Source organism: Mycobacterium paragordonae (assembly GCF_003614435.1).
GTDB classification, from domain to species: Bacteria; Actinomycetota; Actinomycetes; order Mycobacteriales; family Mycobacteriaceae; genus Mycobacterium; species Mycobacterium paragordonae.
Window position 1 is genome coordinate 1,960,745 of the sequence record NZ_CP025546.1, and the last position, 14,470, is coordinate 1,975,214.

14 protein-coding genes are annotated in these 14,470 nt (G+C 65.3%); 5 read left to right on the forward strand and 9 right to left on the reverse strand.

The genetic code is table 11. The annotated features are described in order from the left end of the window. Nucleotides 1-131: 131 nt before the first annotated feature. Nucleotides 132-1,526, forward strand: coding sequence for a GGDEF domain-containing protein (locus C0J29_RS33645; RefSeq protein ID WP_242460395.1), 1,395 nt, complete (start codon nt 132-134; stop codon nt 1,524-1,526). Further along, complete coding sequence (locus C0J29_RS33650) at nt 1,526-2,473, forward strand: putative bifunctional diguanylate cyclase/phosphodiesterase (RefSeq protein WP_242460396.1); 948 nt, start codon at nt 1,526-1,528, stop codon at nt 2,471-2,473. Before C0J29_RS33645 ends, C0J29_RS33650 begins: the two co-directional genes overlap by 1 nt. A gap of 10 nt (nt 2,474-2,483) precedes the next feature. On the opposite strand, the gene rnhA is transcribed toward C0J29_RS33650, so the two are convergent. The 4 genes from rnhA to C0J29_RS09230 form a co-directional block, all read right to left on the reverse strand. After that, nucleotides 2,484-2,954: a ribonuclease HI gene (gene rnhA, locus C0J29_RS09215; protein ID WP_120792128.1), complete on the reverse strand. Its 471-nt coding sequence runs from the start codon at nt 2,952-2,954 to the stop codon at nt 2,484-2,486. A 67-nt stretch (nt 2,955-3,021) separates the two neighbouring features. Next, on the reverse strand, nt 3,022-6,231 hold the full coding sequence (locus tag C0J29_RS09220; protein ID WP_120792129.1) for an AAA family ATPase: 3,210 nt from the start codon (nt 6,229-6,231) through the stop codon (nt 3,022-3,024). Between the two features lie 137 nt (nt 6,232-6,368). Further along, a complete protein-coding gene (locus C0J29_RS09225; protein ID WP_120792130.1) occupies nt 6,369-6,812 on the reverse strand; it encodes a hypothetical protein in 444 nt (147 codons plus the stop codon). A gap of 139 nt (nt 6,813-6,951) precedes the next feature. After that, the gene (locus C0J29_RS09230; RefSeq protein ID WP_120792131.1) at nt 6,952-7,524 is read right to left on the reverse strand and encodes a TetR/AcrR family transcriptional regulator; all 573 of its coding nucleotides are present in this window, start codon (nt 7,522-7,524) and stop codon (nt 6,952-6,954) included. Between the two features lie 106 nt (nt 7,525-7,630). On the opposite strand from C0J29_RS09230, the gene C0J29_RS09235 reads away from it, so the two are divergent. Together C0J29_RS09235 and C0J29_RS09240 are read left to right on the forward strand one after the other, a co-directional pair. Further along, nucleotides 7,631-8,107: a DUF1772 domain-containing protein gene (locus C0J29_RS09235; RefSeq protein WP_120792132.1), complete on the forward strand. Its 477-nt coding sequence runs from the start codon at nt 7,631-7,633 to the stop codon at nt 8,105-8,107. Nucleotides 8,108-8,134: 27 nt separating this feature from the next. Continuing rightward, the gene (locus C0J29_RS09240; RefSeq protein WP_242460398.1) at nt 8,135-8,521 is read left to right on the forward strand and encodes a nitroreductase/quinone reductase family protein; all 387 of its coding nucleotides are present in this window, start codon (nt 8,135-8,137) and stop codon (nt 8,519-8,521) included. Here C0J29_RS09240 and C0J29_RS09245 read toward each other — a convergent pair. From C0J29_RS09245 to C0J29_RS09255, 3 genes are read right to left on the reverse strand one after another with little or no spacing between them, the layout of a single operon-like run. Continuing rightward, on the reverse strand, nt 8,506-8,871 hold the full coding sequence (locus C0J29_RS09245) for a PaaI family thioesterase (protein WP_120792134.1): 366 nt from the start codon (nt 8,869-8,871) through the stop codon (nt 8,506-8,508). The two genes, C0J29_RS09240 and C0J29_RS09245, sit on opposite strands and share 16 nt — an antisense overlap. 16 nt (nt 8,872-8,887) lie before the next feature. Beyond that, on the reverse strand, nt 8,888-9,232 hold the full coding sequence (locus C0J29_RS09250) for a hypothetical protein (RefSeq protein WP_065043029.1): 345 nt from the start codon (nt 9,230-9,232) through the stop codon (nt 8,888-8,890). A gap of 37 nt (nt 9,233-9,269) precedes the next feature. Beyond that, nucleotides 9,270-10,016 (reverse strand): alpha/beta fold hydrolase, encoded by a 747-nt coding sequence (locus C0J29_RS09255; protein WP_120792135.1) that lies wholly within the window; start codon nt 10,014-10,016, stop codon nt 9,270-9,272. A gap of 149 nt (nt 10,017-10,165) precedes the next feature. Between C0J29_RS09255 and C0J29_RS09260 the strand changes: the two genes are divergently transcribed. Continuing rightward, complete coding sequence (locus C0J29_RS09260; RefSeq protein ID WP_065162315.1) at nt 10,166-10,372, forward strand: long chain fatty acid-CoA synthetase Faa4p; 207 nt, start codon at nt 10,166-10,168, stop codon at nt 10,370-10,372. A gap of 13 nt (nt 10,373-10,385) precedes the next feature. On the opposite strand, the gene C0J29_RS09265 is transcribed toward C0J29_RS09260, so the two are convergent. Together C0J29_RS09265 and C0J29_RS09270 are read right to left on the reverse strand one after the other, a co-directional pair. Beyond that, nucleotides 10,386-11,822, reverse strand: coding sequence for an APC family permease (locus tag C0J29_RS09265; RefSeq protein WP_120792136.1), 1,437 nt, complete (start codon nt 11,820-11,822; stop codon nt 10,386-10,388). A gap of 18 nt (nt 11,823-11,840) precedes the next feature. Continuing rightward, complete coding sequence (locus C0J29_RS09270; protein ID WP_082977775.1) at nt 11,841-14,357, reverse strand: glycogen/starch/alpha-glucan phosphorylase; 2,517 nt, start codon at nt 14,355-14,357, stop codon at nt 11,841-11,843. Between the last annotated feature and the right edge of the window lie 113 nt (nt 14,358-14,470).

The window sequence follows — 14,470 nt, forward strand, 5'->3', positions numbered from 1 at the left end:
TCAAGATCGCAGAATGCGGGCACAGCGCCGAAATCGTTGAGCTTTGCTACGTATCCAAACGAGGGGAATTCGATCTGTTCCGAAGGTGACGACGCAAAGATGACCGTAAAGATGACCGCGAAGATGAAATTGTGAACGCTCGCCGAGATCCGCGATCCGCTTCAGCGGTCGCGTTCTCGGTGCTCGTGTGTCTGGGTATGGCTCTCTGGCTCGCCTTCGGGTGGGGTGGTGACGGTGTCGTGATCGTCGTCGACTCTGTCGGTCCGGTCGTGTTCTCGATCTACGCAACCGTGTGCTCGGCGCTGGCCGCGCGGTCAGCCCATGGCCGCAGCCGTGCCGCCTGGACCACGATGTCGGTCGCGTTGGCGGCGTTGGCAGTGGCCGGACTTACCGGGGCGTTCTACTCGCTCGTCTTGCACCAGGTTTCCTCGCCTTCACCGGTGGACGCGATGTACTGGGCGTTTTCCGTGCTGGCCGTCGCCGCGATTCTTCAGTTGCCGGCCAGGATGACCGCACGTTCGCGGACGCGTCTATTACTGGACTGCCTGGTCGTCGCCGTGGCTCTGGTCGTGCTGTTGTTGGCTACCGGCGAGGAATCTCTGTACCAGCAGACGATTCGGGAAGGTGCAGTGGGATCGGCTCCTGCGCACGTCTATCCAGCCCTCGATCTCTTCATTGCGATGGTTGCCGTGCTGGCTCTCGCGCACGCAGGCGCCGGACAGCGGGGCCCGCTGTGGTTGGTTGCCGCCGCCTTCCTGCTACGAGAGCTGTCCGATATCGCGCTCAGTTATCAGATCGCGACCGGCCGCTTCGACGCTTGGTTTGCAGTCGACGTCGGGTGGGCGGTGTCGCTGATCATCCTGGGAGCCGCAGCTCTGGTGGCCAGGGGAGCGCGAGCAGCGGCACGATCGACGGATCTGGTGCCCACGTGGGCGACGCTGTGGCTGCCCTATCTGCCCTTGCTGCTGGCCGGCACCGTCGGGCCGGCCATGGCGATGACCGGCCCACTGCGAGTGGGGGTTCCGGTGCTGATGGCGCTCGTCTTCATGCGGCAGTCATACGCCGCCTGGGAGAACAGGCGACTGCTCTCCGCGGTAGCCGATCAGGCACTGCGCGATCCTTTGACCGGGCTGGCGAACCGGGTCCTGTTTCACGATCGGTTGGCTCACGCGATGGCGTTGCGTCAGCGCGATGATCGTGGGGTGGCAGTGGTGTCGCTGGACCTCGATGACTTCAAACTGGTCAACGACAGCCTGGGTCATCCGGCCGCCGACAGCGTGTTGGTCGGGGTCGCCGAGCGGCTCGCTCGTTGCGCGCGGCCGGGGGACACGGTCGCGCGGCTGGGCGGCGACGAGTTCGCGCTGCTGCTCGAGGGCCGGGTCGATCGTTCCCAGGCAATCGCACAGGACGTCGTCGAGGCCTTCGATGAGCCGTTTGTGATCGACGGCCAGGAGATGCTGCTGCGTCCCAGTGTCGGGATGGCGGTTGCCTCGTCGCAGAGCCGAATCTGGCGCCGGAAGGGTTGATGACGCGAGCGGACCTGGCGATGTACGCCGCGAAACGCTCACGCAGTTCGTTGGTGTCCACGTTCAGTCCGGACATGATGCTGATCGATCCCGAAGCGGTGGACTTGTCGGACAGAGAGGCTGACCAGCGCGGGAGTGATGGAGCTGCACAGGTCCGCTTGCTGGGGGAGTTGCGTCATGCCATCGACCGCGGCGAACTCGATGTCGTGTACCAGCCGAAAGTGCAGTTGAGCACCGGCCACGTCGTGGGGGTGGAGGCGCTGCTGCGTTGGCCGCACCCGCAGTTGGGTGTGTTGCGACCGGACACATTCATACCGCTCGTACGTCGGCAGGGTTTGATGCGGCCGGTAACCGATCTGGTGTTCGAGAAGGCACTCGAAGATGCTGCGCAGTGGATGGCAGTGGGAAAAGGGGTGCCGGTGGCGGTCAACCTGTTCGCGGCGCTGCTGCGCGACAGGCAACTGCCCGTCAGGCTGTGCCGTGCGCTCGAAGACCGCGGCCTGCCCGCGGACAGGTTGACCGTCGAGATCACCGAAGATGTTGTTCTCAACGACTTGAGTCAGGTGACGGCGGTGTTGCGGGGGCTACGTGAACGCGGCATCCGGGTGGCGATCGACGATTTCGGCAGCGGGTATTCGGCGCTGAGTTACCTGCGTGACCTGCAAATCGACGAGGTGAAGCTCGACCGCCATTTCATTGCGTCAGTGACGGGTCATCAACGGGCCGCGGCAGTGGTTCGCGCCGTCATCGATCTCAGCCACGAATTGGGCATCACGGTGGTTGCCGAAGGAGTGGAGGATGGCGAGACGGTGACCTGGCTGCGTGACCACGGTTGCGATCTGGGCCAGGGCTTCTACCTGGGAATGCCCGCCGCAGCCGCTGTCGTCGCAGAACTCGTCGACGTCCGCCGCGCGACGGCGGCACCGCTACCGCGCCACCCTGACTGAGATTTCGCCGCTATGGCGATCGCTGCCAGCCGATCGCTTCCTGTAGACCTCTGGTCGCCAGTTGGTCGGCGAGTTCGTTGTCAGCGACACCCGCGTGCCCCTTCACCCAGAACCACTCGACCCGGTGTCGCGCGCAGGCGGCCTGCAGCCTCTGCCACAGGTCGACGTTCTTCACCGGCTGCTTCGCGGCAGTCATCCAGCCGTTGCGCTCCCAGCCGAGCACCCACTTGGTGATGCCGTTCCGGACATAGGTGCTGTCGGTGTGGAGGTGGACGTGCACCGCGCGGGTCAGTGCCTCCAGCGCCATGATCGGCGCCGTCAGTTCCATCCGGTTGTTGCTGGTTGGAGTGGACTCACCGCCGTACATCTCACGGACGTGCTGCCGTTGCCGCAGCACGGCACCCCACCCGCCGGGCCCGGGATTGGGTCGGCACCCGCCGTCGGTGTGAATGACGACGATGTCCCTGGCGGTGTCGACCATGCGCTGAGAATATTCACTGCGCCGCGCGTTCCTCCGCACGACTCGCGCGGCCGCCAACAGGACCGGCTCACAGCATCGCGTTCGCCCAGGCCAGATGGCCCTCGAAGCCGAGCTCTGAGGCCATCGCACGGTAGAGATCCGCCAAGTCGCGGTAGGCGCCCTGGTTGTCCGCAACCCGGCAAAGCAGCGCACGCAGCCGCAGCAGCATGATCTCGAGCATCACCGACTCGTGTTCGGCCGCAAGCTTTGTCAACCAGTCGATCGCCTCGTGCGCTTCGACCAGATCATCATCCTTGCCGCGCTCCAGTAGCGTCTGGACCAGCACGCCGGTGGCCCAAACCCCGTAGAAGAGGTGTCCCGCCTGACGTAACTCACGCGCCGCCTGGCGCATCAGCGGAATCGCGGCCTCGCGGTCGCCGCGCCTTGACGTTTCCCAAGCGGCCCACATGTCGGTGACCGGGATCAGGAAAAGGGCTCGCTTGCGCAGCCAGATGTCGCGGGTTTGCATCATCAGCTCCAGTCCGCGGTGCCGGTCTGCGGCGGCATCCCGATTGAGAAGCCCGACGGCCAAGGTGTAGGCGGCCAGACCCATCGCGCGATCGCTGCTGGCTGCTTGGGCGGTCCGTAGCGCGTCCTCGCTCACCCGCACCACCGAGTCTTCGGCCCGGAGAACCCCGTACTGCAGTGCGAAACCGTAGGTCCACGCCGAGGCGCCCGAGAAGGTCTCAGCATTGCTGCGTTGAGCCAGCGACATAGCGTCGTCGAGGTCCTGGCGCCATCCGGCGCGGCCCAACCACCATCGAGCAGTGCCCCGCCATGCCGACGCGATCGCCAGCGGTGAAGCCACACCGAAACCGGCGCCTTTGCCGGGATCCCCATCAGCCAGGTCTATGACGGTCTGCGACCACCGCATGATTTTGTCGAATGCACCTACCCCGATCCAGTTGACGAACGCGATGGGAACCAGTCCCATGGTCGGGGTGAGGTCACCGGTCACCTCGAGCAGCTCCATCTGCTGGGATGAAACGGCCGCCGCCGCATCCGCACGTCCGGCGTAACAGTGTTCGGTCGCCGGGCCGGTCATCCCGATGGCCAGTGACACTTTGTCCCCGGCCGCCTCACACAACTCGCACAGCGCCGCGAAACGTTCCTGGCTCTCCTGAGCCTCCCGGGCCTGCCAGTCAGTGGCACACAGCATGGCGCGCGGGGCGATCTGCATGGCCAGCCGGTCGCGGTCGTCGGCCGGTAACCCGTCGGCGATCCGGCCGGCCCGTTCCCAACTCAGCCGGGCCGCAACGAGATCGCGGTTGGTCGACCACGCGGCGGCACGCATATGCCAGGCATAAGCGCCGGATAACTCACCCGCTGCCTGCAGATGTTCGGCGATCAGCGCCGCGTCGTCTTCCGCCGACACCGCCGCACGCTCCTCGATCGCGGCCGCAAGACGCCGGTGCCACTCGGCTCGATCGGATTTCAGCTGCGATTCGTAGGCCACCGACCTGATCAACGGGTGGCGGAAGGCGTATTCAGGGCTTTCGCCGAATCGCATCTGATCGATCAATTCCGCGCGTAGCAACTCGTCATACACCGCATCGACGCCCAAGGTGCGCAGCAGCCCCGCGTCAAAGCGGGCTCCGATCACCGACGCCGCGTGCAGCGTTCGCCTGGCCGGCGGACTCAACCTGTCGATGCGCGCCCCGATTGTCGCCGCTACCGTGGCCGGCACACTCACCTCGGCGACGTCGGCGGCACAGATGTAGTCGCCGCCGTCACCGGTCAGCACCCGGCGCTGAACCAACTCGCGCACCATCTCCTCGACAAAGAACGGATTCCCGGCCGCCCGTTCGGCGATCACCCCTTTGAGTTGTCCGACCGAGGGGTCCGATCCCAGCAGCTCTTGCAGCAGCCCGCTGATCTGTGAATCACTCAGTCGCGCAACGGGTATGGTCTGGGCTCCCGGCACTTCCAGTAGCGCACCCTCATACTCGGGGCGGGAAGTGATCAGCACCATGGACGCGGTGCTGGGAAGCACCGCCAGCACGTCGGCCAGCAACGACTCGCTGACCGCGTCAATCCAGTGCGCGTCCTCGACGATCAGCAGCGCCGGTTGCGTCTGCGCCAGCGCGTAGGCGTCGATCAGCGCGGTCAACCGCCGCCGCCGCGCGTCCGGGTCCATCTGGGGCAAGGGCATATCGGGGTCGGCGATACCGAGCAGGTCGTCGAGCAGCAGCAAATCCTGCGAGTTCGCGTCTGGCAGCTGCCGGCGTAGGAGCGCACGGGCGGCGTCGTCATCCAAGGCGACCACTCCGGTTCGTGCGCGCAGTAGGCGAGTCACCGCGTGGAACGGAACATCCCGAGCATGCGATTCGCAGTATCCCCAGAACACCTCGACGCCACGACCGGCGGCCAGGGCCGCCGCCTCCCGAGCCAGTCGGCTCTTTCCGATGCCGGGTGGCCCCACCACATTGACCACACCACCGCGCCGGCCGATCGTGCGCTCGAGCATCGCGTCGAGAGCCGCCACCTCCCAGCGCCGCCCGACAAGGCTGGTCTCGACGCGGCCTACCAAACCATCGTGTGGGTCGATCGCGAGAAGTCGCCGGCCGCGAACCGGGTCTTCGACGCCTTTGATGCGCAACCATTCGGGTACCGCCAACGTCACGGCGTGCTCGACCAATCGCGCGGTCGCGTCCGACAGCATGACTCCGCCCGGGGGTGCCACCGACTGCATCCGATGTGCAAAGCCGACGGTCTCACCCGTAGCCGCGTATAGCGTTGAACCGCGGCTGATTTCACCGGCGATAACCCGGCCCGAATTCATTCCCACCCGCAGCCGCAGGGCCACGCCGTCGCGCTGTGCCACCCCCGCCGCCAGTCGGTCGACCTCCTTCTGAATCGCCAGTGCAGCAAGGCACCCTCGAAAAGCGTGATCTTCCAACGCAACTGGCGCACCGAAGATGACCATCAAACCGTCACCCGTGTACTCCACGGTGCCGCCGCCATAGCGGCGTGCCACCGCCGCCGAACGCACCAGCAACTCGGTCATCACCTCGCGTAACCGCTCCATGTCCAAGGCGGCGGCTATGTCCATCGACCGCACCACGTCGGCGAAGAGCACCGTGACTTGCTTGTACTGAGCCGATGGGCTGACGCGTGTGACCTGCGCGCCGCACTCGCTACAGAATTTGAAACTCGCCAGGAGTTGCGTGCCACACGACCCGCAGGACGGCCCGGTGGCTGTCCGTGCACCGGGACCGTCGTCCGCGCTGGGGTCCACGTCGATATCGTGTCATCACCGGTCGACGATGTCCGTGAATTTGCCGCCCTCCGGATGCGAACCGTCGCAACTTCCGGCGCCGACCGTGGCGCCTGGAACTCAGCGCCGCTCCGAAACGTGACTCAGTGCTGGACGGCTCAATGCTGGACGCGGATGCCGATGGTGCTCAGTGCTTTGTGTAGATCGTCGCAGGACGCGACGGTCGCCGGCGCGGGTTTAGGGTCGCGCAGTGGCGTAGGCAGGCCACCGCTCCGTGGGGAGAAGACCGCGGCACTCCTCACGCCGAAGCCCAACAGGCAAGTGATCCCCAGCAACGCCGCCCCAAAGGCCATCACATGGGCCGAGACGCCGCGTCGCGCGGAGATGAGCGCATCGCACTGAGCCCCATAGTCGCTGGATTCGTACGGTGCGCCAAAACTGTTGTGCAGCTCTTGATTAACGGTGTCTTCGCGGGCCGCGCGGCGTTGGTCGGGGTGAAACGCGGTGCCGCAGGCGATCGGTGAACCACTGCGATCGACCACGTGCAGGGACAACGGCAGGGTCAGCCCGAACAGCGATCCGAGCACGGCCGCGGTGCCCATCACACCCAGTAACCACCTCACGGCGCAGCCCTCCGGTTCTGCACGGCAACTATTACACGTGTGTTTACCCGGTGTCGGGTTTTCTACGCCTCGAATTTCTACGCCTGGAAAAGGGGCCGAAAAGGGCCGAGTCGGCAGATTATTCGGAAAGCTGAGCGATCAGAAGCTGGAGGCGGTCGGCCTCGAAGTCTGGGCGCAGCCGGCCGGTGCGCCCGAGGCTGACCAACCCGTGCAGGGCTGCCCAGAGCACCTCGGCGAGGGTGTCCGCGTCCCGGTGCTGCGCGAGTGGTGTAACCGCGTCGCGCAACTCGGCGAAGGCCGCTTCCAGTTCGGGCGGGGTGTCTGCCGCGGCGAAGTGCAGGGTGGTCGCTCGGGTGAACATCGCGTCGTAGAGCGCCGGATTTTCCCGGGCGAAGTCGACATAGGCGTGCGCCAACCGGCTCAGCGCGTCGGTCGTGGTCTCGGCGCCGGCACGCGCGGCACTTAGCTTTTCGGTGAGTTCGCCGAAGCCTTCGAGGGCGACGGCCCGCGCGAGTTGATCCATGTTGGTGAAGTGGGAGTAGAGCACGGGCTGGCTGTACTCGATCTCGGCGGACAGCCGTCGGGTGGTGACGGCGTCCCAACCTTCGGTTTCGGCCAGCCGGCGCGCGGTGGTGACGATCAACCGCTGCCGTGCAGCTCGCTCGCGCGTGCGACGGTCTTCGACGGGCATACGCGACAATAGCATCGCTAGAACTAGTAGCAATGCTATTGACGCCATCGGCGACGAGTCCTAGCATTGCTAGCATATCTAGCATCGGCAAAGAGGAGTCTCCGAGATGTCCCTGACACAACTCGCCCAACTCGCCGCGTTGATCGCCGTCATCGGTAACGCGGTGGTCTACGGCACCGACGTGTTCAGCGCGATCGTGTTGCGGCCCGCGCTGGCCCACGTGGACGACCGCGCTCTGGCCGCGGTGAGCGGATTCGTGCACCGCTACGGCGACCGGCGGATGCCCGTGCCAGGGGTGGTCGGTGTGGCCGCGGCCGCCGCCAGTGCGGCGTTTGCCGCCCTCGCCGGGCACTGGGCCCAGGCGATCTCGGCCGGGGTCGCCGTTGTCCTGTTGGTGATCTGGCTGCTGCTCTACCTGCGGGTGAGCGCGCCAATAAACCGAAGGCTCACCGCCGCCGCCGAAAACAATCGGGTATTGACGAATGTTCGTGCCCTGCAGGCCGATTGGGATCGGATCATCAACGCTCGTGCCGTCCTGCAGGGTCTTGCCCTCACTGCACTGTGCCTAACTCTGGCCGCCTGACTCACACCCGAAAGGACTACTCCGAACATGACTGCGAAACCGAAAACCCTTGGGCGACTTGTGATGCGCGCCGCGCCTCTGATCAACGCGCCGGTGGCCGCGCTGGCCAGATCGCGCCGTTTCGGCGGGCTGGTGAATCGCAACATCACCATGCTGACCTACACCGGACGACAGTCCGGACGCGAGTTCAGCATCCCGGTGGCCTACCGCCGCACCGGCGAGGAGGTCACCATCAACGCCAACCTGCCCGAGACGAAGACGTGGTGGCGCAATTTCCTCGGTGACGGCGGCCCGATGGCGCTGCAACTCGACGGCACCGAGCACACCGGGCGCGCGGTGGCCACCCGCGACAGCAGGGGCCGGGTCACCGTCTCGGTCCGCCTGCACGACGGTCCGGGTCAAACGACCGCGTGACTGCCGATCGCCCGGGCAACCAACTTGCCGTCCTGGAACACCTCCGCCTCTGAGGCGACGACGCGGCGACCGGCCTTCGTCGTGCGCGCCGTGCAGGTGAGCAGCGTCCCGGCAACCGCCGGGCGCAGGTACTGGATCGTCAAGTCGAAGTGCGGTGCCGCCACTCCGTCACCGAGTGCGGAGTGGACCGCCAGGCCGGTGCTGGTGTCCAGCAGGGCCGCGAGAAACCCACCGTGGACGCTTCCGCGTTCGTTGCAGTGCTCCGCAGCCGGCAAGGCCTCGACGATCGAGTCCGGCCCCTCCGACGGCACGTAGCGGAAGCCGAGGAATTCGGCGAAATGACGCTTCATCGCCGAACCGGTTGTGTCACTTGTGCTGCTGGCGCGTGGATTCCCGCACCGCTTCGGCCGCGTCGCGGAAGATCTGCCCGAAATCGGGCACCCGGGCGCGCGCGGCAGGAAGGGGGGCCGTCGAACGCTGCACCTCGGCCAGGTCCAGAACCAGCCAGGCACCGAACTGATGGGGTTGTACGCGCAGCAACAGCGTGTCCAGTTCGTCTTCGAGCACCACGGGAACGGTCACGAATTCACCCGGTTGCGCCTTGTCGAGGCGACGGCGCACGTCCGTGACATCGGCGTCTTCAGCGAGGCGCCACCGAAGCTCCTGGCCGGTGCGGTGGGCCGGCGAATACAGCACGAGATATTTCCCCACGAGACGAAGCGTAAGGCCTGTTTGCGACGTGGGTCGCTCAGTCCAGCAAATTCCAGAACTCGGTCAGGGCCGCCGCACCCCGTGCCGGGTCCTGCACCATCCACCAATGACCGAGCCCATCAAGCACTGCGGTGCGGGCCCCGGCCCGGTCGGCTGCGCGCCGCCTCGTCTCCTCGCCGCCGATGTAGGGGTCGTCGGTCGCCAGCAACGACAACCCGGGCCGGGTCGCCGCGTTCTCGAGCGACCGTCCGGCTTCGGCCATCGCCGGTTGGCTCGCCGACCGGTAGAGCGCCAGGATCGCCCGGCCCATCGCCGGACCCTGCTCCTGCGCAATCGACGTCGCGATTTCCGGCGGTATGCCGAGCGCACCCATCTGCGCCGCCCGGTCCTCGACGGTGCCGCCCAGCATGGTGTCGACGAGTTGCTCGCCCTCGCCCGGCGTCTGCCAGACCTGGGCCAGGTCATGCCAGACGTAGTCGGGGTCGAACAGGCCGACCGCGTCGCTCGCCCAGCTTCGGACCAGCTCGGGCCGGTGCATCACCACATTCATCACGTGCCCACCACCCCAGTCGTGGCCGACCAGGTCGATCGCGCCGCCGATCCGCTCCAGCTCGCCTTCGAGCCAGTCGCGGTAGGCGAGGTAGGTCGCCGGGAAGTCCTCCGGCAGGGGCGCGCCGAACCCGGGCGGGGACAGCCGCACCGCGTCGTCGCGGCCCAGCGCGTCGACCAGCGGACCCCAGATCGCGTCCGTCTCCGGATTGCCGTGCACCAGAACAATCGACACGCTGCCTCCTTTTCCGAGTTCCGATTAGGTTTTACTCCGCAGTCGCATTAGTCTTGCGCGCGGTCCGTCATCGACTCAGGAACACACCTATGCCTCTTCAGCCCACTCTGCGGCGCCCGCATTCGGCGCGCAGGGGTCGTACCCAGCGTTTGAACTGCGTAACGGTTGGCCAGTGCTTCGACATCGACATCAGCCGTGACGCCGACGGATGGTTGATCCGGATACCCGAGGTGGACGGGATCGCCCGCGCCGGTCGACGGTCGGCGGTCGAACTCGCGGCGCGGCAGTGCATCGCACGCAAGACCGGCATCCCCATCGGTTACGTCGCCGTATGGGTGGCCAACGAAAGCGGTTAACCGGCCCCGTTTCTCAGTGTGAGAAGACGGTCAGATCGCCAGGCTCGTGGTCGAGTACTTCGCGGTTGAAGATCATCATGTACCCGAAATACAGCGCACCCGCCCCCAGTAGGCCTGCCACGATGATCATCGGGACCGTTGCGGCGTCGGGGGAGAGCAGGATGACCAACGCGCAGATCGACCAGATCAGCGCCGCGATCGCGATCGGCAACTCGAATCGCCCGATGTCAAAGGCCCCTTCCTGACGATCGAGTCGTTTGCGCACCGCCAGGTACAGGACGACGATCATGCCGTACGTCAGTGCCGGAAACACGGTCCCGGAGGTGATGAGCTCCAGTAGGGCGTCCCCCGGCAGCGCGGCCAGCACCGCAATTCCGATGATGACCGGCACGACGGTCGCCGGAATAGGCGTCTGAGTACGAGAATTGACGCGCCGCATCAGTCGGTGGGCGGGGAACCGGTCGTCACGCGACATCGCGAAAATCATGCGCGAGCCACTCGTCAGCGTGACCATCCCGCCGCCGAAGAAGGCAATCGCTATGGCGACCAGGAAGATTCGTTCGGTCACCGTGCCGAGTTGATCGTGCATGATCATCGCCACCGGTGACCCGGCGGCCGAGACGCGGGGGACGTTGTCGATGGCGACCGTCAACGCGACCAGGAACAGCAGGCCCAGCACGCTGGCGGCGGCCACCGATCCCACGATGGCACGCGGGACGCTGCGGAAGGGGTCCTTGGCCTCCTCGGCCATATTGGCGGCGGAGTCAAAGCCCACCAGCGTTCCCAGACCCACGATCATGACCGCCATCAACCCACCGCCGAAAGCGAAGTAGTTCGGGGCTCCCTCGGTGATACCGCGCGACGTGAGATTGCCGACTGATCCGTTCCCCGTCACCACGACGGCAACGACGAGCGCAATGGCCAGCACCACGACGATGGACAGTTCGATCGCGACCGCGGCCGAATTGATCAGCGCCACAATCCTTGTCGAGGCGATCGCGAGCACAGCCTGGATCACCATGACCGCCACGGTGATCAGGCGCGCGGTGCCTTCATCCGGCGCCATGTTGAACAGCGGCATCAGGCACGTGCTCGACATCGCGCTGTCGATCGCCATCAGCCCGGTGATCAGGTAACAGAAGGTCAGCCAGCCGAAGAACCAGCCGATCTTCGGGTTGGCCAACCGGGAACCCCACTGATAGGACGAACCGCTGAGCGGGATGCGAGCGGCGAACTGCGCGATCACCAACGCGATCAACAGCTGTCCGATTGCGGCGACGATCCATGTCCAGATCCCCACCGGACCCGAGTTTCGCAGCAGGTCGTCGTAAGTGCCGAAGATACCCACCGCCACCGAGATGAACGCGAACGAGACCGCGAACACCTGAAAAGAACCCAGCGTGCGTTTGAGTTCGGGCTCGTAGCCGTATTCCTCGCGAAACTCGGTCATGCAGCCCCCTGGGCATTCTCAGATCTTGACGGTCAGCGGCCAGACTTTCCAGATGTCTTCGCAGTATTCGGCAATGGCGCGGTCTGAGGAGAACTTTCCGCTGCGTGCGGTGTTGAGGATCGACATCTTCGTCCATGCATCCCGGTCCTGCCAGGCCTGGCTCACCCGCTCCTGGCATTCGACGTACGACGCGAAGTCGGCGCACACCAGGAAGGAGTCGTGGTAACGCAGGTTGTCGACCAGCGGCCGGAACACCTGATGATCGCCGTGCGAGAAGGTTCCCCCGGCAATCAGATCCAACACCGCGCTGAGCTCCTCGTTGCGGTCGATGTAATCCGACGGTCGGTAACCGCTCGCTTTGAGCGCTTCGACCTCCGGCACCGTCAGACCGAACAGGAAGAAGTTCTCCGGCCCGGCCTCCTCACGGATTTCGACATTGGCACCGTCGAGGGTGCCGACCGTCAGGGCGCCGTTGATCATGAACTTCATGTTGCCGGTGCCCGACGCTTCCTTGCCGGCGGTCGAGATCTGCTCGGACACATTGGCCGCCGGATAGATCAGATGGGCGTTCTGCACGTTGAAGTTCGGGATGAACGCCACCTTCAGGAACTTGTTGACCTCCGGGTCGTTGTTGATCGTCTCCGCAACGGCGTTGATCAGCTTGATGATCCGCTTGGCGAGGAAGTACCCGGGCGCCGCCTTGCCGCCGAAGATGAAGGCGCGCGGGGGAATCGACAGTTCGGGGTTCTGCTTGAGCCGATAGTAGAGCGCGATGATGTGCAACACGTTGAGGTGCTGACGTTTGTACTCGTGAATCCGTTTGACCTGGATGTCGAAGATCCATTCCGGATTCAGCTCCACTCCCGTCGCCGAACGCACGAAAGACGCCAGGCGGGCCTTGTTGTTGCGCTTGATGTCCCGCCACTGCTCCCGGAAGGACGAGTCGTCGACGAACTGCTCCAACCCCCGCAGCCGGCCCAGATCGGTCAGCCACCCGTCGCCGATGGTGCGGTCCAGCAGTTCCCGCAGACCGGGATTGGCCAGCGCCAGGAAACGGCGTGGCGTCACCCCGTTCGTCTTGTTGCTGAACCGCTCTGGCCACATCTCGTAAAAGTCTTTCAGCACACTGTCTTTCAGCAGTTCGCTGTGCAGTGCGGCGACACCGTTGACGGCATGGCTGCCGACCGTGGCCAGGTGCGCCATCCGGACGTTCCGGCCGCCGTCCTCACTGATCAGCGACATCCGGCGGACCCGGTCGTGGTCGCCGAGGAACCGGATACGCACCTCGTCGAGGAACCGGCGGTTGATTTCGTAGATGATCTCGAGATGACGGGGCAGCGACTCGCCGAACATCTCCAACGGCCACGTTTCCAGCGCTTCGGGCAGCAGCGTGTGGTTGGTGTAGGCGAACGTGGCTACGGTGATGTCCCACGCCTCGTCCCAGTCCAGGTGGCGCTCGTCGAGCAGTAGCCGCATCAATTCGGCAACCCCGATCGACGGGTGGGTGTCGTTGAGCTGCAGGGCAAATCGCTGGGGGAGTTCACGCACCGAGACGTCGGCCAGATCGTCCATGATGTGCAGCACGTGTTGTAGCGAACAGGACACGAAGAAGTGCTGCTGCAGCAGTCGAAGCCGCTTGCCCGCTTCCGGTTCGTCGTTGGGGTAGAGCACCTTGGTGACCGTCTCGGAGGTGACCTCGTCCTCGACCGCCTTGTAGTAATCGCCGGTGTTGAACGCTTCCAGTGCGAACGACTTCACCGCACGGGCGCTCCACAGCGTCAGCACATTGCAGGTGTTGACGCCGTAACCCTGGATGGGGGTGTCGTAGGCGACGCCTTTGAGCATCAGGCCCGGCACCCACCGGGCGCGTTCGCGGCCGGTGTCGTCGGTGTAGTGCTCGACGTAACCGCCCCACTTGACCAGGTAGTTGACGTCGGGTTTGGCGATCTCCCAAGGGTTTCCGCTGTCCAGCCAGTTGTCGGTCTGCTCGACCTGCCAGCCGTCGTGAATCTCCTGATCGAAAATGCCGAATTCGTAGCGGATTCCGTAACCGATCGCCGGGCGCTCGAGGGTGGCCAGCGAGTCCAGGTAGCACGCGGCGAGCCTGCCCAGGCCGCCGTTGCCCAGACCGGGTTCCTCTTCGCAGGCCAGCACTTCGTCGTAGTTCTGGCCCATCGCCGACAATGCTTGTTTGGCCGCCCTTTCCATGCGCAGGTTCAGCAGGTTGTTGCCGAGTTGGGGACCCATCAGGAATTCGGCCGACAGATAGCAGGTCACCTTGCGGCCGAGATCGAGGGACACCTGTGTGGAGGCCACCCGGCGGTCCTGCATCCGGTCGCGCACGGCCAGTGCGAGTGCCTTGTAGTAGTGCTCGGGCCGCAGCGCCGCCGCCGGGCGGCCGATCGAGTAGCGCAGATGATCGGTGATCGCGCGTTGCAGCGCGGCGGCGCCCATCCCCGTCCGGGAGTGCTCGGTCAGTTCGGCCCGCCCGGCGGCAGGAATTTCGTCGGAGGGTGTCTGATCGAGATCAGTCATCGTGGGTCCTATTCCCTAGGAATCGCACCGAAACATGGCAGAAGACCGGCAGACAGTCTGTCAGCGATGTTTGCACACCCGGCACGCGAATGCCTTCCGAAACATGAACAGCG

What these genes read in the sequence shown, in the direction of transcription:
- C0J29_RS33650 (WP_242460396.1), top strand. Translation starts at nt 1,526, where the DNA reads ATGACGCGAGCGGACCTGGCGATGTACGCCGCGAAACGCTCACGCAGT.
- rnhA (WP_120792128.1), bottom strand. Translation starts at nt 2,954, where the DNA reads ATGGTCGACACCGCCAGGGACATCGTCGTCATTCACACCGACGGCGGG.
- C0J29_RS09225 (WP_120792130.1), bottom strand. Translation starts at nt 6,812, where the DNA reads ATGGGCACCGCGGCCGTGCTCGGATCGCTGTTCGGGCTGACCCTGCCG.
- C0J29_RS09230 (WP_120792131.1), bottom strand. Translation starts at nt 7,524, where the DNA reads ATGCCCGTCGAAGACCGTCGCACGCGCGAGCGAGCTGCACGGCAGCGG.
- C0J29_RS09235 (WP_120792132.1), top strand. Translation starts at nt 7,631, where the DNA reads ATGTCCCTGACACAACTCGCCCAACTCGCCGCGTTGATCGCCGTCATC.
- C0J29_RS09240 (WP_242460398.1), top strand. Translation starts at nt 8,135, where the DNA reads ATGACTGCGAAACCGAAAACCCTTGGGCGACTTGTGATGCGCGCCGCG.
- C0J29_RS09245 (WP_120792134.1), bottom strand. Translation starts at nt 8,871, where the DNA reads ATGAAGCGTCATTTCGCCGAATTCCTCGGCTTCCGCTACGTGCCGTCG.
- C0J29_RS09265 (WP_120792136.1), bottom strand. Translation starts at nt 11,822, where the DNA reads ATGACCGAGTTTCGCGAGGAATACGGCTACGAGCCCGAACTCAAACGC.
- C0J29_RS09270 (WP_082977775.1), bottom strand. Translation starts at nt 14,357, where the DNA reads ATGACTGATCTCGATCAGACACCCTCCGACGAAATTCCTGCCGCCGGG.